Here is a 22,759-nt window from a genome sequence, read left to right as displayed (position 1 = left end):
CACGGATGGCGACCGCGGCTGAGTCGGCGCGGACGGTCGTCGAACCGGCGCCCTTCGGCGCCGATCCGGCGCGCAGCGTCCGCGCCTCGATCACGCAGGCGTCGGTGGAGCGCGCGTTCGCGATCCTCCTCGCGATGGCGGCGATCGGCCTCGGCATCGTCGACGCGCCCGCGGTCCTGCAGCAGCTGCCGTACCTCGACCCGTTCTGGGGCCCGACGCTGATGCTCGCCCTCGCGGCGTCGTTCGTGTTCATCGGGGTCTCGGCCTTCGTGCAGCGGGTCGCGCAGCTGGCGCAGATCGTCTGTGCGCTGCTGTTCCTCGTCGTGCTCGTGACGTGGACGGCGACCGTGCAGGAGCCCATCCCGTCGGCGCAGCAGCCGTGGCCGTGGTGGTTCTGCACGGTCGGCTGCACGGCGGCGGCGATGGGCTTCGCCACGTGGCGTGCGACGGTCTACACCGCGCTCGTGCCGGCGGTGTACGTCGTCATCCGGCTCAGCCCGCTCGGCGGCGACGTCGGGGTCCTCGCCGTCCTGCTCGACGGCGTGTACACGGCGCTGCTCAGCGGTGCGGTGCTCGTCATCGCCGTGGTGCTGCGGCGGGCGGCCACGTCGGTCGACACGGCGCAGTCCACGGCCGTGCGGCGGTACTCGCTCGCCATCCGGGAACACGCGACCGAGGTCGAGCGGGTGCAGGTGGACGCCATCGTGCACGACAGCGTGCTCACGACGCTGCTCTCCGCCGCCCGTGCCGACACGCTCGAGGCCAAGACCCTCGCCGCGCGGATGGCCCGGAACGCGATCGACCACCTCGAGGCCGCCGCCACCGACGGTCCCGGTGACGTCGCGCCGGTCGCCCTCGGGGAACTCCGGGCGCGCATCCGCGAGGGGGTCGGTGCGTTGCCCGCCCCGGTCCGCCTGGTCCCGACGCCGACCGGGTCGGTCCGCCTGCCCGCGTCGGTCGCCGACGCGCTGGCCTCGGCGGCGCTGCAGGCAGCGGTGAACAGCGTGCAGCACGCCGGCGACGCTGACGTCTCCCGCTGGGTCCGCGTCGAGCAGCAGGGCCAGGGGGTGCTCGTCGAGGTCGGTGACGAGGGCCGCGGGTTCGACGTCGCGGCCATCCCCGCCGAACGGCTCGGTGTCCGCCGCTCCATCGTCGAGCGCGTCGCGACCGTCGATGGTCGGGCCGAGGTGCACACCGCCCCCGGCGAGGGCACCCGCATCGTGCTGACGTGGTCGCCGACCGCGAGGACGACCGCATGAAGGTCTCCCTGCCGGCGAGCATCGCCCTCGGCCTGGCGTCGCTGTTCTCCCTCTACCACCTGGTCCTCGCCGCGGCCACGCTGCCGCGCGTCGACCAGGTCGCCCCGATCGTCGCCTGCATGGTCCTGTACGCCGCGGCCACCGGCCTCGCACTGTTCGTCCCCGGCAGGGTCCTGCCGGTCTGGACGGCCTGCTTCTCCCTCGCGACAGCCATCGTGATGCCGGTGATCGCCGCCCCCGTCCTCGTCGATGGTCGTGGTCCCGGCTCCGCCACCTGGTGGATCGCGGCCATCGGCACGCTCATGGTGGTGCTCGTCGTGCGCGGTCGGGGCCCCTTCGCGTGGGCCGGCGTGCTGTTCCTGACCGTGTACACCGTCGCCTGGGCCGGCCTCGGCTCGCTCGGTGGGCTCGGCGTGGTCGGCAGCGTCGCCTGGGTCGCGATCGCCACCGTCTTCGCCGCCGCGATGAGCCGTGCCATCCGGAACACCCGTGAGCTCGTCCTCGCCGAGCAGGAGACCGCCGACTGGCAGGCCGCGCAGGACGCCCACGTGTTCGAGCGGCAGTTCCGGCTGAGTCAGACCACCCGGATGGCCCTGCCGATGCTGCAGCGCATCATCGACTCCTGCGGCGATCTCGACGACGCCGACCGCGCCGAGTGCCTGCACCTCGAGCAGGCCATCCGCGACGAGATCCGGGGCCGGTCCCTGTTGTCCGACGACGTCCGCGACGAGGTCATGCGCCTGCGTCGCCGCGGAGCGACCGTCCAGCTGCACGACGACGGCGGGCTCGACGACCTGGACGCCCCGGACATCCGGCGCATCCACGCCCGTGTCGCCGAGGCGCTCCGGCAGGCCCGCGATGCCGACAACGTGATCGTACGGACGGTCGGCGAAGGCTCCGACTCCGCGGTGACCGTCGTCGGACTCCGCCTCGACGGCGCCGCCAGCGAGTCCGCGGCGCTCGGAGCGGGGATGGACGACGACGACGGGGACGAGGACGACTCCGTCGCACTCTGGCTGGAGATCCCGCGGCACGAGCCCGCGTAGCGCGCGGCGCGTCGGTACCGCGCGCGGCAGCGCGTGCGCGCGTGTTGCGACAGTGCGCCACGTGATCGACGCGTGGATCGTCGCGGACGTGGTGCGGACGGCGCAGCGGACGCGCGTGGAGCGCCGGGCGTGCGGGCGGCGGTGGACGCGATGGGGGACAGCCGGGAGGCCCGTGGCGGCCCCGCCACGGGCCTCCCGGCCGTCACGTGGGTGCGCCGGGCTGGCGCGCGCACGGAAGTGACCATGTCGCTGTCGTACGACGTCGACGGTGTCGTTCCGCATCGGCCTCGGTACCGCCCCGCGAGCTGCACCGACGCCCGCCCGCACGCGCTGAACGCCCCGGAAACGGGGAACGGGCCGGTCGGATACCGACCGGCCCGTTCACGACCCGAGGCTGAGCGACAACCCGAATGTCGCCCTGCCTCGCAGCGGGCGGTGGCTTCGTACCCTAGTCGGCCACCGTCCTGCGATGTCTTTCGTTGAAGGACACCGAACACCACCTACTATGCCCACGCACGAGCTGCATGTCAGTCGTCATTATGGGGGACAATTCCGGCATTTCCGGTCCGTTTCCGCTGATCGTGTCCCCCGAGTGAGGGGATACCGACCGGGAAGTGCGCCCTGCAACCGTTCCGGTCGCCAGCGCACCAGGGGTACATCAGCGGAGCGATCGGCCCCAGGCGCCCGGTCCGTGGTCGAGCGGGCGTCGGAGTCCGCGGGCCGCGGCGTCCCACCCGGTGCGGGGCTCGACGACCACGGCGGCACGTCCGGCGGCAGCGGCCTCGTCGGCCTGGCGCTGTAGGACGGCCACGACGGCTGCGAGTTCCTCGGGTGTGGGGTCGCCCGAGACCACCCGGACGTCCGCCACCGAGGCGGGTTCGTCCGAGGGCACGGCTGCTGCGTGGCGACCCATCAGAGGGGGATGTTCCCGTGCTTCTTCGGGGGCAGCGTGGCGCGCTTGCCCCGCAGCGACCGGAGGGCCTTGATCACCGACACGCGCGTGGCGTGCGGCTGGATGATGCCGTCGAGCTCACCGCGCTCGGCCGCCAGGTACGGCGACGCGACGTTGTACGTGTACTCGTTCGCGAGCTTCGTGCGGACCGCGGCGACGTCCTCGCCGGACTCCTCGGCGCGCTTGATCTCGGCGCGGTACAGGATGTTGACGGCACCCTGGCCGCCCATGACGGCGATCTCGGCGGTCGGCCACGCCAGGTTGATGTCGGCGCCGAGCTGCTTCGAGCCCATCACGATGTACGCGCCGCCGTAGGCCTTGCGGGTGATGACGGTGACGAGCGGGACGGTGGCCTCGGCGTAGGCGTACAGCAGCTTCGCGCCGCGGCGGATGACGCCGGTCCACTCCTGGTCGGTGCCGGGCAGGTAGCCGGGCACGTCCACCAGGGTCAGGATCGGGATGCCGAACGCGTCGCAGAACCGCACGAAGCGGGCGGCCTTCTCGCCGGCGTCGATGTTCAGCGTGCCGGCCATCGCCTGCGGCTGGTTCGCGATGATGCCGACCGTGCGGCCCTCGACCCGGCCGAAGCCGATCAGGATGTTCGGCGCGAAGAGCGGCTGGACCTCGAGGAACTCACCGTCGTCGACGATGTGCTCGATGATCGTGGTGACGTCGTACGGCTGGTTCGTCGAGTCCGGGATCACGAGGTCGAGCTCGTGGTCGGCGTCGGTGGTCTCGAGCTCCGGGGCGACGTCGTAGGCCGGCGGGTCGGACAGGTTGTTGTCCGGCAGGAACCCGATGAGCGAGCGCGCGTAGTCGAGCGCGTCGGTCTCGTCCTCGGCCAGGTAGTGGGCCACGCCGGAGACCGCGTTGTGCGTCTGGGCGCCGCCGAGCTCCTCGAAGCCGACGTCCTCGCCCGTGACGGTCTTGATGACGTCGGGGCCGGTGACGAACATGTGGCTGGTCTTGTCGACCATGATGACGAAGTCGGTGAGGGCGGGGGAGTACACCGCACCGCCGGCCGCCGGACCCATCACGATCGACAGCTGCGGGATGACGCCGGAGGCCTGGGTGTTCAGGCGGAAGATCTCGCCGTACTTGCCGAGCGCGACGACGCCTTCCTGGATGCGGGCGCCGCCGGAGTCGAGGATGCCGATGATCGGCACGCCCGTCTTGAGCGCGTGCTGCATGACCTTGATGATCTTCTCGCCGGCGACCTCGCCGAGCGACCCGCCGAAGACCGTGAAGTCCTGCGCGTAGACGGCGACGTTGCGGCCGTGGATCGTGCCGACGCCGGTGACGACCGCGTCGCCGTAGGGGCGCTTGGCGTCCATGCCGAACGACGTGGTGCGGTGCCGCACGAACTCGTCGAACTCCACGAAGGAGTTCTCGTCGAGCAGCTGCTCGATGCGTTCGCGCGCGGTGCCCTTGCCCTTCGCGTGCTGCTTGGCGATGGCGGATTCGCCCGCGGCGGTCACGGCCTCGTGGTACCGGTCGCGGAGGTCGGCCAGTCGGCCGGCCGTCGTCGACAGATCGGGGGTGTCTCCTGAAGTCACCCGCTCACCCTACCGGCGGGTGCCACGCTGCCGGTTGGAGGACCCCCACGGTTCCTGCCCGTACATTTGCGTGCATGTCCACATCCCCGTCGCCGTCGTTCCCCGCCACCAGCGCGGCTGTCCGGGCGGCGGGCGCGACGATCACCGTCCCCGCCGAGACCGGGTCCACCAACGCGGACCTGCTCGCCGCCGCCCCCGAGCGGCAGCACGGCAGCGTCGTCGCGACCCTGCACCAGACCGCGGGTCGGGGCCGGCTCGACCGCACCTGGACCGCTCCGGCCGGTGAGACGCTCGCCGCCAGTTTGCTCGTCCGTGCGGACCTGGACGACCACGACCGCGGCTGGTTGCCGCTGGTCGCCGGGGCGGCGATGCGCGACGCGATCGCGTCGGTGCTCCCCGCCGGCGCGGACGTCGTCGTGAAGTGGCCGAACGACGTGCAGGTCGCCGGGGACAAGGTGTGCGGGATCCTCTGCCAGGTCGCCGCCGACGGCAGCGTCGTGGTCGGCGCTGGCGTGAACCTGACGATCCCGGCGGACCGGCTGCCCACCCCGACGTCCACCTCGCTCCTGCTCGCCGGCGCGGTCGACGACGCACCCGCCCTGGCCGACGCGGTCCTGTCCGCCTTCCTGCGGTCCGTCCTGGAGGCGGTGGCCGGCCTGGTCACGGGTGGTCCCGCCGCCGAGACGGTCCGGTCCCACGTCCGCGCCGCGTGCGGCACGATCGGTCGCCGCATCCGCCTCGAACTGCCGGACGGCACCGTCGAGGAGGCCGACGCGACCGGCATCGACGACGCCGGTCGCATCACGATCCGGGACCAGGCGGGCGGCACCAGGGGCGTCGCGGTGGGGGACGTCACCCACCTGCGGTATGCATGACGGCATGACCGCCGAGCCCCCGCCCGAACGTGTCGTCGCACGCCTGCGACCACACGCCCGTCGGCTGGTGCGCCCGGCGGTGTTCGTCGTGCTCGTCACCGCGGCCGGCGGGTTCGGCTTCGGCGTGTTCCAGGCGCAGCTGGCGTGGCTGAACGCCGTCGTCGCGCTCGTCGTCGTGGTGCTCGTCGTGTTCGGCGGCGCCGTCCCGCTGTTCCGCTGGATGTCGGAGCGGTACGTCGTCACCACGCGTCGCCTGGTCGTGGTCAACGGACTCGGCACGCGGACCCGACGGGAACTCCTGCACTCCCGCGGCTACGACGTGACCGTACGGCGCCGCGGGCTGCAGGGGCTGTTCCGCTCCGGCGACGTGCTCGTGTTCCCCGGGGACGACCCCGCCGTGGTCCTCGCCGACGTGCCGCACGCCGACCTCGTCGTCGCCGTCCTGCACGACCTGGTGGAGGCGTACGAGGCCAGGCGCCGGCACCGTGAGCCGGACTGGGACGAGATCGTCGGCGGTCCGGACCGTCCGCCGTGGGGCGACGTGCGGGCCTGACCCGGCCGCTGTGAGCGTCGCCGCGGGCGCCGTGATGAGACTTCGGCGAGAAACCGGTACCTTCTTCGACGTGCGTATCTCTGTGATCGGCTGCGGCTACCTCGGTGCCGTGCACGCCGCCTCCATGGCCAAACTCGGACACGAGGTCGTCGCCGTGGACGTCGACCCCACCAAGATCGAGCGGCTCGCCGCGGGCGAGGCCCCCTTCTTCGAGCCCGGCTTGCCCGAGATCCTGACCGAGGCCCTCGAGTCCGGTCGGATCCGCTTCACCACCGACATGGCCGAGGTCGCCGGTGCCCGCGTGCACTTCCTCGCCGTCGGCACCCCGCAGGGTCCCACCGGTGCCGCGGACCTGACCTACGTCAACGCCGCCGTCGCCGCGCTCACCCCGCACCTGTCCGCCGGCGAGTTCGTCGTCGGCAAGTCGACCGTGCCCGTCGGCACGGCCGCACGTCTGGCCGCCGAGGTCAGCGAGGCCGTCCCCGGTGCCACGCTCGTCTGGAACCCCGAGTTCCTGCGTGAGGGCTTCGCCGTGCAGGACACCATCGCGCCGGACCGCTTCGTCTACGGCGTGCCGGACGGCGAGGCCGGCGAACAGGCCGTCGTCGCCCTCGACGAGGTCTACGCCGAGGCGCTGTCCACCGGCACGCCCCGACTCGTCGTCAACCTGCCCACCGCCGAGCTCGTCAAGATCAGCGCGAACGCGTTCCTCGCCACGAAGATCTCGTTCATCAACTCGATGGCCGAGATCGCCGAGGTCGCCGGTGCCGACGTCACGGCGCTCGCCGACGCGATCGGCCACGACGCCCGCATCGGCCGCAAGTTCCTGAATGCCGGTCTCGGCTTCGGTGGCGGGTGCCTGCCGAAGGACATCCGTGCGTTCCAGGCGCGGGCGAACGAGCTGGGCGTCGGGGAGTCCCTGGCGTTCCTGGCCGACGTCGACGCCACGAACCTGCGCCGTCGCGCCCACGTCGTCGAGCTGGCGCAGGAGCTGCTCGGCGGGGTCGTCAGCGGCAAGCGCGTCGCGGTGCTCGGCCTGGCCTTCAAGCCGAACTCCGACGACGTGCGCGACTCGCCGGCCCTGGACATCGCAGCCCGCCTGCAGGAACTCGGCGCCGTGGTCTCGGCGTACGACCCCGAGGCCGTCGTCACCGCGCGCCGCGTCCACCCCGAGCTCGACTACGTCGAGAGCGCGGCCGAGGCGCTGGGCGGGGCGGAACTCGTGCTCGTGCTGACCGAGTGGACCGAGTTCCGGGAGCTCGACGCCACCGCCGCCGCCGCACTCGTGGCGTCGCCGGTCGTCATCGACGGTCGCAACTGTCTCGATCGTGACGCGTGGACCGCAGCCGGCTTCACGTACCGCGGCATGGGGCGCTAGCGCGACCGACAGGAGGCCCGGTGCCGGTCCGTGGGACCGGCACCGGGCCTCCGGTGTGTTCGCCGCGTCGTCAGCCGATGGCTGCGCGCAGCACCGCCCGGTAGCGCTCGCCGATCCGTTCGGTGGAGAACTCCGCCGCCGAGACGACGGCCTGCTCCTGGTATCGCGAGCGTGCTGCGTCGTCGGTGAGGACGCGCTGCAGTGCTGCGCGGAGCGCCGGGACGTCGCCCGGGGGCACGAGCACGCCGGACACGTCGTCCTGCACGACGTCCCGGATGCCCGGCAGGTCGCTCGCCACGATCGCGGCCCCGACCGCCGCGGCCTCGAGCAGGGTGACCGGCAGGCCCTCCTGGTCGCCGTTCGCCGCGGGGATCGACGGCACCGCGACGACGGTGGCCGACGCGAGGGTCTCGAGCACCTCGGTGCGGCCCCGCTGGCCCAGGAACGTCACCGGCAGCCCCGCCGCCTGCTGCTCGAGCTGGGCGCGGTAGGGCCCGTCGCCGACGACGGTGAGCCGCCAGGGCACGTCGTCGACCAGGCCGCGGAGTGCCTCGATCAGGTTGCCGAAGCCCTTCTTCTCGACCAGACGACCGACGGCGACCACGTGGTGCTCCTGCGGCGCGACGCGGGCACGGGTGTCGCGGGCCGGGCCGAGATCGACACCCATCGGGATCACGGTCGAGCGCGACTCGGGGACGCCCCACTCGGTCAGGCGCTCGCGCATCTCGGAGTTCACGGTGGTGACGTGCGCCGACCGTCCGAAGATCCAGCGCTTGAGCCGGACCAGGGGAGCCGCGCGGAGCGCGTAGATGTCCCCGCCGTGCGTCGTGACGACGACGGGCACGCCCGGGGCGGCCAGCGTCGCGACGAGGGCCTGCGGGATCGCCCAGTGCGCGTGGATGACGTCGGGCCTCGCGGAGCGCACCACGCGCCGCACGGCCAGGTACTGCGCGAGCACCAGCGCGGGCACCTGCACGATGCGGGAGCGCCGCTCCTTGAGGTTGTCGAGGATCGCGCCGTCGGCCAGGTCCTCGAAGCGACGCGGGAAGTACGGGTAGCGGCGCACCGCGACCTCGCCGATGCGCTCCTTCGCGGCACCGCCCGGCACGCGGGGGGTGAGCACGAGGGTGTCGAACTCGGTGGCCTCCTGGTGGGCGAGGTCGAGCACGAACGCCGGAACGCCGTCGTCCGGACGGGCCGGGAACGTCGAGCCCAGGACGAGCAGGCGGGGGCGGTCCTGGCGGGAGCGGGCGGAGCGAGTGGTGCGGGACATCGTGCCTTTCCGGGGCTGGCGGGGGACGGTCCGGTAGGCTCTCACCCCGTGCGCGTACTGATCCACAATAGCGATTCGCCCCACAACCGCGGGGACCGGGCGATCCTCGCCGGCAACGTCGAGCTCGTCCGTCGTCGGTGGCCGGACGCCGAGATCGTGTCCCTGTCCCAGTACCCCGAGCGGGACGCCGCGTGGTTCGGGATCCGGTTCCTGCCGGTCTCCCCGTACAGCACCGGCATCGGCGACCTGTTCGCGCTGCTCCGTGCCGCTCGCGGCGCCGACGTGGTGCTCTGGGGTGGCGGCGAGATCCTGAAGGACTACACGAACAAGCTCGGCCTCGTGTACTGGTTCGGCAAGATGCTGCTCGTCCGCGCGGTCAACAAGAACCTCGTCGGGGCGTTCCAGGGCATCGGCCCGACCACCGCCGGGGTCAGCAAGCGCCTGATCCGCGCCACCGTCGACCTCTGCAGCGCCTTCGCCGTGCGCGACGACGAGTCCCGCGAGAAGCTCCTGTCCTGGGGCGTGAAGACGCCGATCGTGTCGTCCTTCGACCCCGCGGTCGTCGGGACGGTCACGCCGCCCGACGCGGACGTGCTCGAGCGGCTCGAGCGCACCACCGGCCTGACCGCCGAACAGCTCGATGGCTCGATCGGCTTCGGCGTCCGTCGCTGGTTCCACTACAAGCGCAGCGGCTGGATCCCGTTCCGGTTCCTGCCGAAGCGCTTCCGCCAGACCGGTGTCGACAGCGACAAGCTCGTGACCTACCGGCAGGCCGTCGCCGACCTCGCCGACCGTGTGATCGACCGCTGGGACGCCGACGTCGTGTTCTACCCGATGCACATGGAGGCGTCCGAGGGCGACGCCGCCTTCGCCCGCGAGGTCATCGCGCTGATGCGGCACGCCGACCGCACCCACGTGGTCGAGGCCGACGAGTTCTCGCCGTCCGAGTACGCCGGGCTGATGTCGCGCAGCCGCCTGTTCCTGGCGAGCCGTCTGCACTCGGCGATCGTCGCGACCATCGCCGGGGTCCCCGCCGCGGTGCTCTACTACGTCGACAAGGGCCGGCTGTTCTTCGAGCAGATGGGCCAGCAGGCCTACTCGAAGCCGATCGAGGCCGCACTCGAGCCCACGTTCGTCGACGACGTCACGGCGCAGCTCGAGGCGCTCGACGCGGACCGCGACGCGGTCCGCGCGCAGCTCGCGCAGGGCGTTGCCCGCATGGCGACCGCCCTCGACGCCGACTTCGCCGAGGCGACGCGCGACGTCCGCTGACACGGCGGGTGCGAACGCGCGCCCGTGACGGACAGGAGGCCCGTGGCGACACCGCCACGGGCCTCCTGTCCGTTCGTGGTGGCCGAGCGCCGGGGGCGCGCGCCCCTAGGCTGACGACATGACCGAGCGTCGATCCCTCACCGTCGCCGGCGGCGTCACCGCCGCCATCGGCGGAGCCGTCTCCGGAACCGGGGCGCTGATCCTCACCGTGTACGCCGCGACCGGCGGGAGCTTCCCGTTCGGTGCGGCGTTCCTCGTCTTAGCGGGTGGGCCGTTCCTGCTCGTCGGCGCGGTGCTGTTCGCCGTCGGCTGGTGGCAGGGCCGTCGGTCGCTGCGACGTCCTTGACTGGCGTCAGCTCGTCCGGGACGCGAAGCGCTTCAGGTACGTGATGTCGTTGCGGTAGACGTCCTGGTCGCCGGGGAGCGTGCCGCTGGCCGCCCACTGCCAGAAGGTCCACTTCGACCAGCTGCGTCCGAGGGTGCCGGGGGTGGTGAAGTTCTTCACCGGGTAGATCGCGACGAACAGCGGGTTCTTCGAGAACTGGTTGCTGTTGTTCGTGCAGCGCTTCCACCAGTCGGTCGTGGTGTAGATCGCGGGGTACCGACCCGTCTTGGCGACGACGGTCCTGTTGAAGTCCTTGATCCAGCTGCGCATCGACGACCACGACTTGCCGTAGCAGGTGCCCTGGGCGGCGCTGCCGTACTCGATGTCGAGCAGCGGCGGCAGCGTCTTGCCGTCCTTGCTCCACTGGCCGCCGTGGGCGAAGAAGTAGTTCGCGGTCGCGGCGCCGCTCGCCTGGCTCGGCTGGGCGTAGACGTAGCCGCCGCGGTACAGGTTGCGCTGCTTGGCGGTGGCGTACTGCTGCTTGTAGGTGGAGCTGACGTACGACGTGCCCTCGGTCGCCTTCACGTACACGAACCGGGCGCCGTTGCGGTAGGCCTGCAGGAAGTTGACGCTCGGCTGCCACGCGCTGATGTCGAAGCCCTGCACCCGGCCGGGGGGTGGCCCGCCGGCGGTGGCGGCAGCGGCCGACGAGCTGAGGGACTGTGCGCTCACGCCGCCGCCCGAGGTCGCGTCGGGGGAGGTCGTCACGTGGGTCTCACCGGCGTGGGCGGCGATGCCGGCACCCATGGTGTGGTTGCCGGTGCGGTCCATCTCGGCGATGGAGAGCTGCTGACCGGTGTCGGTGCCTGCGGCGGCGGTGGCGGTCGCGCCGACCGCCGGGCCACTGCCGAAGGTGATGACCCCGGCGACGGCGGCAGCGGTGCCGAGCCCGAGGATCCTGCTGATGGGTGCGCGCATGTGGTCTCGTCTTCCCTGTCGAGATGCCGTGGGCCTGATCTCCCACGCCGCGGTCCGAGCGATGCTACCCGGACTCGGCGACACCTGTCCGTGAGGCGCACAGGGGCAGCGTCGGATGCAGTGTCGGCTGTCGGGGCTAGCGGGCGGTGCGGGTGCCCTCGTCGTCCGTCTCGACCTCGGGCAGGCGCCCGCGCGAGGAGACCTCGCGGGTGGCGTGCTTCTGCCGGCGGTTCAGGAAGTTGCGCTCCACGAGCCACCACATCCCGACGCAGATCGCCAGGGTGATCGGGATCACCACGAAGACCATCATCAGGAACTGCCACTTCGGGTACAGGCCCATCGGCAGGAGCAGCAGGTTGCCGAGTCCGAGCAACGGGCTGTGGAAGAGGTAGACCGTGTACGACACGAGGCCGGCGAGCACGAAGGGCTTCCACGCGAAGAACCGTGCGAGCCAGGTGTGCTGCCCGGTGACCGCCTTGCGGCCCATCCAGGTCAGCAGGATGCCGGCGAAGATGCCGAGGACAACCTCGGACGGCCAGGTCTGGTGCTGCCAGTAGTCGCGATTGCGGAAGAAGACGAGGAGCATGCCCACGAACATCGCGGCCACGAACGTGCCGCTCTGCCACCGCGGCCCGCCGAGCTTCGAGGTGTTCAGCTTGCCGGTCAGGTGCTCGTCACGGGCCTTGACGGTGAGCTCGGCGGCGAGCATGCCGACCGCGAAGAGGCCGACGAACCACGGGTGCATCCACGAGTAGCGGCTCTCGGAGCCCATCCACATGCCGATGAGGACCAGCGAGGACGCGGTCGCCCACCCGCCGAAGACCTTCCAGAGCGGCAGGATCAGCAGCGGCATGAGGAAGTAGATCTGCCACTCGACGGCGACCGTCCACATCGGGCCGTTGATCTTGCCGATGTACTGCGGGAAGAAGTCGTGCACCAGGAAGAAGTGCGTGAGGAACGTGCCCCAGCCCATCGGCAGCTTCGTGTCCCACTGGGTGCCGCCGGGCTGCCCCATCACCGGGACGAACAGGATGATGAGCGCGAAGACGACGAGCGACGCCCAGTACGGCGGGATGATCCGTCGGGCACGGCGCCAGATGAACTTCCAGAAGCCACCGGGCAACCGGTAGCGGTCGAACCGCGTCACCACGGGCAGCATCAGGACGTAGCCGGACAGGACGATGAACAGCGGGACGCCGAGGTAGCCCCACCCGATGAACGGTCGGAGCCACGGCAGTTCGGTCGGCCCGGTGCCGGTCGTCCCGGTGAAGAGGTACGCGTGGTAGAACACCACGGCCAGGGCGGCGAGACCACGGAGCCCGTCCAGGTACGGGAACTCGAGCCGGCCCCCTGCGCGGGGAGCGGCCGCCGTCGGTTCGGCTGCGGATTCGGCTGCGCGGGTTTCGGTGGCCAACGAACGTCCTCGAGGTGGTCGGAGCGGGGTCCCCGGCAGTCTCCCACACGCCGAGCGGGGCTCGCGATCCGCCTCGGTGCGGTCCGACAAGCGAACGGATGTCATGATGAAGCACGTGACCGTGACGACGACCGCAGCACCGCAGAGCACCCACGAGCCCGCACGACGGCGTTCGGGGGCGGGTGCGCGACGGTACCGGCACGTCGTCGCACCCCTGATCCTGGGCGTCCTCGTGGTGATCGGGGTCGCCCTGAGCGCCGCCGTGGCGTACCACAACCGCCTCGGCGTGACGAACGTCGACGGCATCTCCTACATGGGCATCGCGCGCGAGTACGCGAACGGCTGGCTGCCCGACGCGATCAACGCGTACTGGTCGCCGCTGGTCTCGTGGATGATGGCGCCGTTCATCGCCCTCGGGCTCGGCATGCAGACGGCCTTCGCGATCGTGAACTGCTTCGCCGTGGCCGTCGTGCTCGGCATCGGCGGGTGGCTGGTCTGGTCGCAGAACCACCGCATCGTCCCCGCCGTGCTCTTCATGGTCACCGCGATCCCCGCCCTGATGAGCGCCGTGTCGGTGCAGACCCCGGACCTGCTCGTCGTCGCGTGGATCGTCGGGTTCCTCTGGGCGCTCCGCTGGGCCGACCAGGCGCTGCACGGTTCGACGCGTGCGCGGGTCGCCTCCGGCGCGGTGCTCGGCGTCGTGGCCGCGCTCGGGTACTTCACCAAGCTCTTCCTGCTGCCCGTGGCCGTCGGTGCGGTGATCCTCTGGCTGCTGCTGCGCGTCTGGTCCGCCCGTCGCCGCCGCGAGCCCGTCCGGCACTGGTGGACGGCCCCGGTCGCCACGATCGTCGTGTTCGCCGTCGTCATCGCCCCGTGGGTCGGCGCACTGACCCTCAAGTACGGCACGGTGACGCTCGGGTCGTCGCTGTCGGTCAACATCGGTTCGAAGTTCGACGACGGCGGCCGCGCGACGGACTGGCCGTTCCTGCCGGTCCCGCCCAACGACCACGCCTTCTCGCCCAACGAGGACTTCACCCCGTCGGTCTACAAGCAGGGTCCGATGGACAACCCGGACCCCGCCGTGGTGCCGCCGCCCACGCAGTCGACCACCGAGGACACCGCGCCGAAGGTCACGAAGGAGTCGGGCATCGCGGCCCGCGCCGGGTACTACCTGCACGAGCGCATGCTCGCCCTGCCGTACTACCTGCAGAAGATCAGCACCTTCGCCCCGTTCGCGGCACCCATCGCCCTGCTCTTCGCGGCCGCCCTCGTCATCGGTGTCGTGCGGTTCCGCCGCTACGCGTTCACCTGCATCGTCGCGGCGACGACCCTGGTGTACTTCGTCGGCTACGGCATGATCACGTCGTCGTCGAGCGGCGGCGGCAACGCCCGGTACTACTGGCCGCTGTTCTACCTGACGGCGATGATCGGGGCGCTCATGCTGCCGGCCGTCTGGCGGCTGGTGCGCCGTCGGGGTGTGGTCCGGACGATCGTGGCGTGCGTCGCGATCGCGGTCGTGCCGATCGCCTCGTACACGCAGAACTGGTTCGGGTCCCCGGCGCCGTTCTACCCGTCGGTCAACCGCACCGAGGCGCTGCGGGTGTTCGGGCCGACGGACGTGCCGGAGATCGTCCGGCTCGCCGACCAGATCCGGGCGAGCGGCGCGCTGCCCGAGGACGCCACCGTCATCGGCTCGAACTACCGCTCGCTCTCCTCGCTCGCGTTCCTGACCGACACGCGTGTGTACGGTCGCTCAGGTCAGGGCTACACGTACCACTCGGACGCGATGCGCAACCTGTTCATCGACGAGGGCGTGCAGTACTTCGTGCAGTTCGACCCGGCGACCGCCCCGGCCCGTGACTACTCGGTGGCCGGCAAGCTGGTCGGCACGTACAACGCGACGATCTCGTGCAGCGCCGACCGCTCCACCGACCCGGAGATCCCCTGCCGCGTGCAGATCGTCAAGCTCGCCCGGTGACGCTCGACCGGTGACGTCCCCGGCACCCGCTTCCTGCGGCAGCACCGCAGGGAGCGGCCCGCCCCAGCGTCTACCATGACCTGAGCCCGTGACCTGAGCAGGAGACCCGTTTGTCCGCAAGCACCAGCGACACCCCCGCGCCCGAGGGGAAGCGTCCGTCGAAGCGACGACGGTTCCTCGGCAAGGCGATCCCCATCGCCTTCTACGTCCTGCTCGCGGTGTTCCTCGTGCTGTACGTCCGGAGCGTCGACTGGGGACAGCTCGCCGGGCTCGACTGGCAGTGGTCGTGGGTGATCCTCGCGACGGTGATCAGCCTCGGCTTCCGGTACTGGGGCGTCGGCATCTGGTTCTACCTGCTGCGACGGCTCGGCGCGACCGGGCTCAAGGGCAGCGGTGTCACCCTGACGTACGTGTACGCGAAGTCCTGGATGGGCCGCTACATCCCCGGTGCCGCGACCTGGATCATCGGCAAGGTCTACTTCGCCTCGAAGCACGGCGTCTCGAAGGCCCGGCTCGGTGTGAGCGGGTTGCTCGAGGGCGCCCTGCAGATCGCCGCGACCCTGGCCCTGGCGCTCGTGCTGCTGCTCATCGACCCGCGGACGCACAACCTCGACCCGTGGCTCATCGTCCTGATGATCGCGGCGTTCGTCGGCTGCGTCGTCTGCCTGATCCCGCGCGTGTTCGTGTTCCTGATCGGGATCGCGCTGAAGATCCTGCGGCGCAAGCCGCTCGAGGCCGACGTCCGTCCGAACCTCGGCACGGTCCTCGGTGGAGCCGGGCTCTACGTCGCGGGTGCGGTGCTGTCCGGCACGGCGTACTACTTCATCACCCTCGGCGTGTACCCGTCGCTGAAGCTCACCGACGCGGCCTTCGTGATCGGTGCCGCGAGCATGGCCTCGGCGATCAGCATGCTGGCCGTCTTCGCCCCCGGCGGGCTCGGCGTCCGCGAGGGCGTGCAGGCCCTCCTGCTGGCGCTCGTCATGCCGGCGCCCATCGCACTGGTCGTGGTCGTCGTCACCCGTGTCTGGAGCCTGGCGGTCGACGGACTCTTCCTGCTCTGCGCTGCGGCCCCCACGTGGTTCCGGCGCAACCGCCCGACCGACGACCCCTCCGCGGTCGAGGGCGGCGTCCCCGCCGCCTGACGCGCGTCGCGCGCGGCGTTTCGTGAGCAGCAATGGTCGGGTCCGGATGACGGACCCGACCATTCCTGCTCACGGAGTGGGGCACCGGTCGCGCGTGATGACGGACGGGAGGCCCGGTGCCAGCTGGCACCGGGCCTCCCGTCCGTCTCGTGGGTGCGCCCACCGCACGCCGCGCGCCGTCCGCCGAGGGGTCACGAAGTGTCGGCTGCGGCCGCGCCTGCCGACCGTTCGCGACCCCTCGGGGCCGCGCCTGCGGCACGTCGTGCCACCGCGGCACTCCGCGGCCGGGCGTGTCAGCGGACGGGAACCGTCGTCGACAGGGCGCGACGGTCGGCGCGCGCGACCTGCAGGACCGACGCGACGAGCCCCACCGCGACCAGGGCCACGACGACGACGAGCACCGCGGGTGGCACCGGCCCGATCTCGGAGTACCGCAGCAGCCCGCGGCCCGTCACCGGGAACAGCGCCGCGTTCCAGAACCAGGCCGACGCCACCGCGAAGCCGTACACGCCCACCGCGGGCAGCACGACGGCCAGCGCCACCGCGGCCCAGGTGCGTGCCCGGCCGGCTGGCACCAGTCGTCGCCACGCGAGCGCGCTCAGCACGATCAGGCAGACGATCGCGGGGAAGTAGTACCGGCCCTGGGTGGCGGCGACCTCGGTGGTGGTGAGGTACGAGTGCGCGCTCGTGCGGTTCTGGATGCCGATCAGGAGCGCCGGGAACACCGCGAGGCACAGGGCCACCCGCAGGTCCGGGCCCCGGCGGAACGCCCAGCCGACCAGCACCACGAGGGCGACGAGGGTCAGGACGGCGGTGAGCAGGTCGCCGATGGTCACCTGGGCGCGACCGCCGAAACTGCCCCAGAACGTGCGCGACAGGGTGCCCCAGCTGACGTCGAGGAAGTGTCCGAGCGTGGGGCTCTCGCCCGGCGGGAAGTCCTTCGGGGGCCGCATCGCCGTGTAGCCGTTCGGCTGGATCCGGCCGTACGACACGAGGTTGTGCAGCCACCACCAGGCACCGATGCCGCCGGAGACCGCCATCGTGACGACCGTGCGGACGATCCGTTGCCGCAGGGACAGCACCCCTGCACCGGCGAACAGCACCACCACCGCGACGAACGGCACCGCCGGCAACCCGGTGCCCTTGATCCAGACCAGGGCCCCGAGGACCACCGCCAGTGCGATCGTGGTGCGCCATCGGGTGTCGCCGGTGAGCAGACGGGTGGCGAGCCAGACGACGATCCCGGCGACGAGCAGCACCGGGGCGTCGTTCGAGAACGACGAGCCGATGGACGCGAGCTCGGGCGTCGCGAACACGGCGAGGGCCCCGATCAACGCGGCGCGGGGGCTGCGGGTCACCCGGCGCACCGACGCCCAGGCGAGCAGGGGGAGTGCGGTGACGGCCAGCACGTCGGCCAGGCGGAGGGCGATGAACGCGTGGTCCCAGCGGAGCTCGCCGAAGTCGACGGCCCGGAGCACGGCGGCTCCGGCCAGGTAGGCGGTCGGAGGGTGCTGGGTCATCTGGTTGACCGTCGCCGAGGGCCCTGGTGCGTTCTGCAGCAGCTCGCTCACCGTCGACCACTCGTCGGACGGCTTCGTCGCCTGCTCGACCTTCGCGGCCTGCACGGCGTTGGTGACGTGCAGCTCGCCGGGGGCCGCCCAGGCGTCCCCGAGGGCGACGTGCACGGCGGCGTCGATGTGCGCGGTCTCGTCGGGGGCCTCGAACACCGGGACAAGCAACGCCCACGCCACCAGCCAGAGTCCGAAGGTCGCCGTGATCACCGCGATCGCGACACGTTCCCAGCGCGCGGTGCGGGGTGGGGCGGGGGTGGTGGTCGTCTCGGCCGTCACCCCACCGATCCTAGGTCAGGCGTCGTGGGGGACCCGCGGGCCGTCGGACACCGACTCGTCCGCGGCGGCCGGCTGCGTGGCCGTGCGCTCGGGGTGGTAGACCCAGACCTTGTAGAGCCAGAACCGGAAGACCGTGCCGAGCACGAGCCCGATGATGTTCGCGACGTTGTCGGCCAGCACCGAGGTGAGCCCCATCGCGTAGTGCGACACCCCGAGGCAGGCGAGCGCGATGACCATGCCGCCGAGCGACACGACGACGAACTCGATGCCCTCGCGGGTGGCCACGGCGCGACGCTGCTCGCGGAACGTCCAGTACCGGTTGCCCATCCAGTTCACGAAGATCGCCACGACGGTGGAGATGACCTTCGCCCAGAACGGCCCCGAGTGGACGTCCTCGGGGTTCAGGACGGTGATGCGCAGCACGTTGAACACCGTGGTGTCCACGACGAAGCCGACGGCACCGACGACGCCGAAGCGTGCCAGCTGGGCGATGAGGCGCCGCACGAGCCCTCCAGGATCCGTAGAGTTGTGACCGGTCGTGCAGAGCGCGACCCGAACAGCGATTGTAGACAACGCGTTCCCACCGCACGGTGGGAGCGCCGGAAGGATCACACAGCATGGCGTTGCGCGTCGGGGTCATCGGTGGGGGACAGCTGGCACGGATGATGGTGCCGGCCGCGGTCGAACTGGGGATCGACATCCGGGTGCTCGCCGAGGGGCCGGGCATGTCCGCCGCGATCGCTGCCACCGCCGAGGGCGATTACCACGACGCCGCCACGGTGCTCGAGTTCGCCCGACAGGTCGACGTCGTGACCTTCGACCACGAGCACGTGCCGCAGGACGTCCTGCGCAGCCTGGTCGACGCGGGCGTGTCGGTCCACCCCGGACCGGACGCGCTGGCCGTCGCCCAGGACAAGATCACCATGCGTCGCCGGCTGAGCGAACTCGGGCTGCCGGTGCCCGACTGGGCCGCCGTGCAGGGGCCCGACGACCTCCGAGCGTTCCTGGCGGACCACGGTGGCCGTGCCGTCGTCAAGACGCCGCGGGGCGGGTACGACGGCAAGGGCGTCCGGGTCGTCTCCGACGCGTCCGACGTCGACGACTGGTTCATCGCCGTGGCCGAGGCCGGCGGTGACCAGGCCCTCCTGGTCGAGGAGCTCGTCCCCTTCACCCGTGAGCTCGCGCAGTCCGTGGCACGCCGTCCCTCCGGGCAGGTCGTCGCCTGGCCGCTCGTCGAGACCGTGCAGCGCGACGGGGTCTGCGCCGAGGTCATCGCACCGGCCCCGGACAGCGCCGGCCGGATCGCCGACCTGACCGAGTCGATCGCCGTGCGCATCGCTGAGGAACTCGGTGTGACCGGTGTGCTGGCGGTCGAGCTCTTCCAGACCGACGACGAGCGCATCCTCATCAACGAGCTCGCGATGCGTCCGCACAACACCGGGCACTGGACCATCGACGGCGCCACCACGAGCCAGTTCGAACAGCACCTGCGCGCCGTCCTCGACCTGCCGCTCGGGGCCACCGGCTCGTTCGCCCCCGCGTCCGTCATGGTCAACGTGCTCGGCGGACCCGCGGACGGCGACCTCGCCGCCCGGTACCCCGCAGCGCTCGAGGCCTTCCCCGAGGCGAAGTACCACTTCTACGGCAAGGCCCCCCGGCCCGGCCGCAAGATCGGGCACGTCACGGTGCTCGGGGACGACGTCGACGACGTCGTCTACCGCGCCCGCGCGGCCGCGGCGCACTTCGACGACTGAGACGGTGTCCGCGACACCGGGTGGCGTCCTCGACGTGACCGGATGACGGACGGGAGGCCCGTGGCGACGCCGCCACGGGCCTCCCGTCCGTCACGGGTGTGGGACACACTTGTCGGCCGCTCTGCGGACACCCCCTCGGGTGGCACCCGCTCGGGAGGCTGGCGGGAGCCGGGAGCGCATGTTCCCCTGGTACAGTCCGCGCCCACCGTCCAGGGAGTCCCCATGCGCCGCCGTCCGCGTCGTGCCGCCGTCTGCGGCGCAGCCATCGCCCTCGTCGCAGCCGTCGCCGGCCTGCTGCCGACCGCGACCGCGTCCGCAGCGACCTCGGCCTCGACCATCCGCTCGGCCACGTCCGCGTCGCTCTACGGCGCCGGGCCGTACCGGTCGCCGACGAGCGAGGCCGCGAAGGCGCAGGCCGCCCTGGCCGCCACCGACCCGGCCGGGGCCGCTGCGGCGAAGACCATCGCCGGGTACCCCGTCGCGACCTGGCTCGGCGACTGGAGCCAGGGGACGCAGCTGACCAAGACCATCAGCACCGCCCTCAGCGGTGCCGAACAGTCCGGCACCACCCCCGTGTTCGTGCTCTACGCGATCCCCGACCGTGACTGCGGCGGGTACTCCGCCGGCGGCTTCGACGAGGGGTCCTACGACACCTGGGTCGACCAGGTCACCGCGGCGCTGGCGGGACACCGCGCAGCCGTCATCGTCGAACCGGACTCGCTCGCGATGCTCAGCAACGCCAAGTGCAGCGCCGCGCTCGACGAGCAGCGCTACCGGATCCTCTCCCGCACCGTCGCCGGGCTGACCGCCGCCGGGGTCCCCGCCTACCTGGACGCCGGCAACTCGAACTGGGTGCAGCCCGCGCTGATGGCGTCGCGGCTGAACAGCGCGGGCGTGCAGCAGGCCCGTGGGTTCTTCACCAACGTGGCGAACTACTACCCGACCGCCCAGGAGCAGGCGTACGCGCAGAAGGTGTCCGCCGCCACCGGGGGCTCGCACTACGTGATCGACACCTCGCGCAACGGGCAGGGCTGGCGCGGGACCTGGTGCAACGGACCGGGGGCCGGGCTCGGCACCTCGCCCCGGGTGGTGTCCGACGGTACGGCGCTCGACGCCCTGCTGTGGGTGAAGACCCCCGGCGCGAGCGACGGCACCTGCAACGGGGCCCCGGCCGCCGGCAAGTGGTTCTCGACCTACGCACAGGCCCTCGTCGCGAACGCACGCCTGGGTGTGCCCGCCGCCGACCTGACCCCCCGTGGCACGCTCGAGGCCGTCGCCGGCACCGGCGGCGGCGTCCGCGTGTCCGGGTGGGCCTACGACGAGGACGACCCCACGCAGCCCGTGCGGGTCCGTGCCACCGTCGACGGCGTCTCGGCCGGCGTCACCACCGCCGGGCTCGACCGGCCGGACGTCGACGCGCGCTTCGGGGTCGGCGCGACCCACGGCTTCGACGTCGTGGTGCCCACCGCGGCCGGCGCTCGCCGCGTCTGCGTCACCGCGGTGAACATCGGCGCGGGATCGGACACCCCGCTCGGCTGCTCGACCGTCCGCGCCTACCGGCACGACCCGTACGCCGAACTGGAGTCCGCCAAGGCCGTGACCCGGGGCATCGCGGTGCGCGGCTGGGCGTTCGACGGCGACGCGGTGGCCTCGGCGAGCCGGGTGGCGATCACCGTCGACGGCAAGCGGGTGACGTCGCTGGACGCCGGTCGGAAGCGCGCCGACGTGGACGCGACCTGGGGCTCCGGTGGGTCGCACGGCTTCGCGGGCACCGTCCGGGCTGCGGTCGGCAAGCACACCGTCTGCGCGATCGTCCACAACACCGGGAGCGGAGCGGACCGCAGGGCGTCGCCGTGCCGGACGGTGACGGTGCGCTGAGAGGGTCTTCTCCGTGCGGCGTTCGCCGTGCGGTGTCCGTCGTGCGGTGTTCGCCGTGCGGTGCGAGGTTCCGTCGTCGGTGGGAGGCTCTGCGGCTCGCACCGCGCACGGAACCCCGCACCGTTCGTGACCTCGCACGGTGCGAGGTGCCAGGTGCCAAGTGCGAGAGGATGGGCGCATGCCGCGTGATCTCGTCCGCCGGGCCGTCGGACGCCTGCGCCGCGCCGTCGCAGGTGCCCCACCACAGCCGGCGCCCCTGCCCGTCCTCGGGTACGTCGTCGCGGGCGGTGGCGGCGCCCACCCGGCCTCGGCACACGTCCGTGTCGTCCGCCGCACCGAGCACCTGGCCGCGAGCGGCACCGCCGAGGTACGCCAGGTGGACCCGGCGGCGTTCGTCGACGGCTCCGACCAGGCGCCCTACGCCGCACTCCTGGTGCAGCGGGACATCCTTTCCCGTGCCGACGTGCAGCCCTTCCTGGCAGCGGCCGCCTCCCGGGGCATCCGCGTCGTGGCCGAGGTCGACGACGACTTCTTCACCGAGTCCGGACGCGCCCGCTTGGCCCGCGCCGAGTACGACCCCGACCGGCTCGCCTCGATCGACGCCCTGGTGCGCGGTGCCGACACCGTCGTCGTGAGCACGCCCGAACTCGCCGACGTGGTGCGTCCGGTGGCGCGGGACGTCGTCGTCGTGCCGAACGCCCTCGACCCGACGATCTGGACTGCCGGCCCCACCGCGGACGACGACGAGCGGCCCGCGGGGGAGCACCGCGTGCTGTACATGGGCACGCTCACCCACGCCGCCGACCTCGAGCTCCTGCGTGACGTCTTCGCCGACCTCGTCACCGCCGACGGCACCCCGATCCGGCTCGAGGTCATCGGGGTGACCGACGAGGGCGGTGCCGACTGGTTCCGCCGGGTCGAGGTCCCCGACGGGCACTACCCGGCGTTCTCCCGATGGCTCGTGGCGCACCGGGAGCGCTGGCGGGCGGGCGTCGCACCGCTCCGTGACGAGGAGTTCAACCGCGCGAAGAGCGACCTGAAGTTCCTCGAGTACACCGCGCTCGGGCTGCCCGCCGTGGTGTCCGACCGTCCGTCCTACGCCGTCGCACGGGCCCACGGGGCCGTGGCCGTGCCGGACGACGTGTCGGCGTGGCGGGACGCCGTCCGGACCGCCGTCGACCGTGGCCGGGCGGACGAGGGGGCGGCCCGCTGGGTCGCCGAGGACCGCACGATCGGCCGTGACGGCGACACCTGGCGACGCGTGCTGCTCAGCTAG

General features: G+C 72.1%; 19 protein-coding genes. 12 read left to right on the top strand and 7 right to left on the bottom strand.

Annotation, left to right across the window (positions count from 1 at the left end):
• Window positions 1-5: 5 nt before the first annotated feature.
• On the top strand, window positions 6-1,259 hold the full coding sequence (locus tag DEJ21_RS14740; protein WP_111225099.1) for a sensor histidine kinase: 1,254 nt from the start codon (window positions 6-8) through the stop codon (window positions 1,257-1,259).
• The gene (locus tag DEJ21_RS14735) at window positions 1,229-2,305 is read left to right on the top strand and encodes a hypothetical protein (RefSeq protein ID WP_258375088.1); all 1,077 of its coding nucleotides are present in this window, start codon (window positions 1,229-1,231) and stop codon (window positions 2,303-2,305) included. Before DEJ21_RS14740 ends, DEJ21_RS14735 begins: the two co-directional genes overlap by 31 nt.
• Window positions 2,306-2,963: 658 nt before the next feature.
• Here the strand turns inward: DEJ21_RS14735 and DEJ21_RS14730 are convergent.
• The gene (locus DEJ21_RS14730) at window positions 2,964-3,218 is read right to left on the bottom strand and encodes an acyl-CoA carboxylase subunit epsilon (RefSeq protein ID WP_051596908.1); all 255 of its coding nucleotides are present in this window, start codon (window positions 3,216-3,218) and stop codon (window positions 2,964-2,966) included.
• Window positions 3,218-4,813, bottom strand: a complete 1,596-nt coding sequence (locus DEJ21_RS14725) for an acyl-CoA carboxylase subunit beta (RefSeq protein ID WP_071406413.1) — start codon at window positions 4,811-4,813, stop codon at window positions 3,218-3,220. The genes DEJ21_RS14730 and DEJ21_RS14725 overlap by 1 nt, the downstream gene beginning before the upstream one ends.
• 74 nt (window positions 4,814-4,887) lie before the next feature.
• Here DEJ21_RS14725 and DEJ21_RS14720 point away from each other — a divergent pair, with 74 nt between their 5' ends.
• From DEJ21_RS14720 to DEJ21_RS14710, 3 genes are all read left to right on the top strand, one after another.
• Window positions 4,888-5,688, top strand: a complete 801-nt coding sequence (locus DEJ21_RS14720; RefSeq protein ID WP_111225098.1) for a biotin--[acetyl-CoA-carboxylase] ligase — start codon at window positions 4,888-4,890, stop codon at window positions 5,686-5,688.
• 4 nt (window positions 5,689-5,692) lie between these two features.
• Window positions 5,693-6,241 carry a PH domain-containing protein gene (locus DEJ21_RS14715; RefSeq protein WP_071244247.1) on the top strand — a complete coding sequence of 183 codons (549 nt, stop codon included), beginning with the start codon at window positions 5,693-5,695 and terminating at the stop codon, window positions 6,239-6,241.
• Between the two features lie 70 nt (window positions 6,242-6,311).
• On the top strand, window positions 6,312-7,619 hold the full coding sequence (locus tag DEJ21_RS14710; RefSeq protein ID WP_111225097.1) for a UDP-glucose/GDP-mannose dehydrogenase family protein: 1,308 nt from the start codon (window positions 6,312-6,314) through the stop codon (window positions 7,617-7,619).
• A gap of 70 nt (window positions 7,620-7,689) precedes the next feature.
• Here the strand turns inward: DEJ21_RS14710 and DEJ21_RS14705 are convergent, their stop codons facing one another.
• Window positions 7,690-8,892 (bottom strand): glycosyltransferase, encoded by a 1,203-nt coding sequence (locus DEJ21_RS14705; protein WP_146247810.1) that lies wholly within the window; start codon window positions 8,890-8,892, stop codon window positions 7,690-7,692.
• Window positions 8,893-8,940: 48 nt separating this feature from the next.
• Between DEJ21_RS14705 and DEJ21_RS14700 the strand changes: the two genes are divergently transcribed.
• Together DEJ21_RS14700 and DEJ21_RS14695 are read left to right on the top strand one after the other, a co-directional pair.
• Window positions 8,941-10,164: a polysaccharide pyruvyl transferase family protein gene (locus DEJ21_RS14700; protein ID WP_181433030.1), complete on the top strand. Its 1,224-nt coding sequence runs from the start codon at window positions 8,941-8,943 to the stop codon at window positions 10,162-10,164.
• 118 nt (window positions 10,165-10,282) lie between these two features.
• A complete protein-coding gene (locus DEJ21_RS14695) occupies window positions 10,283-10,510 on the top strand; it encodes a hypothetical protein (protein ID WP_111225094.1) in 228 nt (75 codons plus the stop codon).
• 6 nt (window positions 10,511-10,516) lie between these two features.
• On the opposite strand, the gene DEJ21_RS14690 is transcribed toward DEJ21_RS14695, so the two are convergent.
• Complete coding sequence (locus DEJ21_RS14690; protein WP_111225093.1) at window positions 10,517-11,467, bottom strand: GH25 family lysozyme; 951 nt, start codon at window positions 11,465-11,467, stop codon at window positions 10,517-10,519.
• Between the two features lie 136 nt (window positions 11,468-11,603).
• Window positions 11,604-12,881 carry an acyltransferase gene (locus DEJ21_RS14685; RefSeq protein ID WP_181435918.1) on the bottom strand — a complete coding sequence of 426 codons (1,278 nt, stop codon included), beginning with the start codon at window positions 12,879-12,881 and terminating at the stop codon, window positions 11,604-11,606.
• 106 nt (window positions 12,882-12,987) lie between these two features.
• Here DEJ21_RS14685 and DEJ21_RS14680 point away from each other — a divergent pair, with 106 nt between their 5' ends.
• Together DEJ21_RS14680 and DEJ21_RS14675 are read left to right on the top strand one after the other, a co-directional pair.
• A complete protein-coding gene (locus tag DEJ21_RS14680; protein ID WP_111233383.1) occupies window positions 12,988-14,859 on the top strand; it encodes a glycosyltransferase family 39 protein in 1,872 nt (623 codons plus the stop codon).
• Window positions 14,860-14,969: 110 nt separating this feature from the next.
• On the top strand, window positions 14,970-16,001 hold the full coding sequence (locus DEJ21_RS14675) for a lysylphosphatidylglycerol synthase domain-containing protein (RefSeq protein WP_111029461.1): 1,032 nt from the start codon (window positions 14,970-14,972) through the stop codon (window positions 15,999-16,001).
• A 293-nt stretch (window positions 16,002-16,294) separates the two neighbouring features.
• Here DEJ21_RS14675 and DEJ21_RS14670 read toward each other — a convergent pair whose 3' ends face one another.
• Window positions 16,295-17,851, bottom strand: a complete 1,557-nt coding sequence (locus DEJ21_RS14670; RefSeq protein ID WP_111225091.1) for a DUF2142 domain-containing protein — start codon at window positions 17,849-17,851, stop codon at window positions 16,295-16,297.
• Window positions 17,852-17,866: 15 nt separating this feature from the next.
• Window positions 17,867-18,355, bottom strand: coding sequence for a GtrA family protein (locus DEJ21_RS14665; RefSeq protein ID WP_111225090.1), 489 nt, complete (start codon window positions 18,353-18,355; stop codon window positions 17,867-17,869).
• A 113-nt stretch (window positions 18,356-18,468) separates the two neighbouring features.
• On the opposite strand from DEJ21_RS14665, the gene DEJ21_RS14660 reads away from it, so the two are divergent.
• From DEJ21_RS14660 to DEJ21_RS14650, 3 genes are all read left to right on the top strand, one after another.
• Window positions 18,469-19,605 (top strand): 5-(carboxyamino)imidazole ribonucleotide synthase, encoded by a 1,137-nt coding sequence (locus tag DEJ21_RS14660; RefSeq protein WP_111022330.1) that lies wholly within the window; start codon window positions 18,469-18,471, stop codon window positions 19,603-19,605.
• 222 nt (window positions 19,606-19,827) lie between these two features.
• Window positions 19,828-21,483 (top strand): glycoside hydrolase family 6 protein, encoded by a 1,656-nt coding sequence (locus DEJ21_RS14655; RefSeq protein WP_111225089.1) that lies wholly within the window; start codon window positions 19,828-19,830, stop codon window positions 21,481-21,483.
• Between the two features lie 178 nt (window positions 21,484-21,661).
• Entirely contained in the window at window positions 21,662-22,759 is a 1,098-nt protein-coding gene (locus DEJ21_RS14650; RefSeq protein WP_111225088.1) for a glycosyltransferase, read from the top strand.

The organism is Curtobacterium sp. MCSS17_006 (genome assembly GCF_003234215.1).
GTDB classification, from domain to species: domain Bacteria; phylum Actinomycetota; class Actinomycetes; order Actinomycetales; family Microbacteriaceae; genus Curtobacterium; species Curtobacterium flaccumfaciens.
Note: the sequence above shows the minus strand (reverse complement) of the source record. Positions and strands in the feature narration are given on the sequence as shown.

Coding starts and splice junctions, on each gene's coding strand:
- DEJ21_RS14690 (WP_111225093.1), bottom strand. CDS start 11,467: ATGCGCGCACCCATCAGCAGGATCCTCGGGCTCGGCACCGCTGCCGCC.
- DEJ21_RS14705 (WP_146247810.1), bottom strand. CDS start 8,892: ATGTCCCGCACCACTCGCTCCGCCCGCTCCCGCCAGGACCGCCCCCGC.
- DEJ21_RS14650 (WP_111225088.1), top strand. CDS start 21,662: ATGCCGCGTGATCTCGTCCGCCGGGCCGTCGGACGCCTGCGCCGCGCC.
- DEJ21_RS14660 (WP_111022330.1), top strand. CDS start 18,469: ATGGCGTTGCGCGTCGGGGTCATCGGTGGGGGACAGCTGGCACGGATG.
- DEJ21_RS14695 (WP_111225094.1), top strand. CDS start 10,283: ATGACCGAGCGTCGATCCCTCACCGTCGCCGGCGGCGTCACCGCCGCC.
- DEJ21_RS14730 (WP_051596908.1), bottom strand. CDS start 3,218: ATGGGTCGCCACGCAGCAGCCGTGCCCTCGGACGAACCCGCCTCGGTG.
- DEJ21_RS14740 (WP_111225099.1), top strand. CDS start 6: ATGGCGACCGCGGCTGAGTCGGCGCGGACGGTCGTCGAACCGGCGCCC.
- DEJ21_RS14680 (WP_111233383.1), top strand. CDS start 12,988: ATGAAGCACGTGACCGTGACGACGACCGCAGCACCGCAGAGCACCCAC.
- DEJ21_RS14720 (WP_111225098.1), top strand. CDS start 4,888: ATGTCCACATCCCCGTCGCCGTCGTTCCCCGCCACCAGCGCGGCTGTC.
- DEJ21_RS14715 (WP_071244247.1), top strand. CDS start 5,693: ATGACCGCCGAGCCCCCGCCCGAACGTGTCGTCGCACGCCTGCGACCA.
- DEJ21_RS14655 (WP_111225089.1), top strand. CDS start 19,828: ATGCGCCGCCGTCCGCGTCGTGCCGCCGTCTGCGGCGCAGCCATCGCC.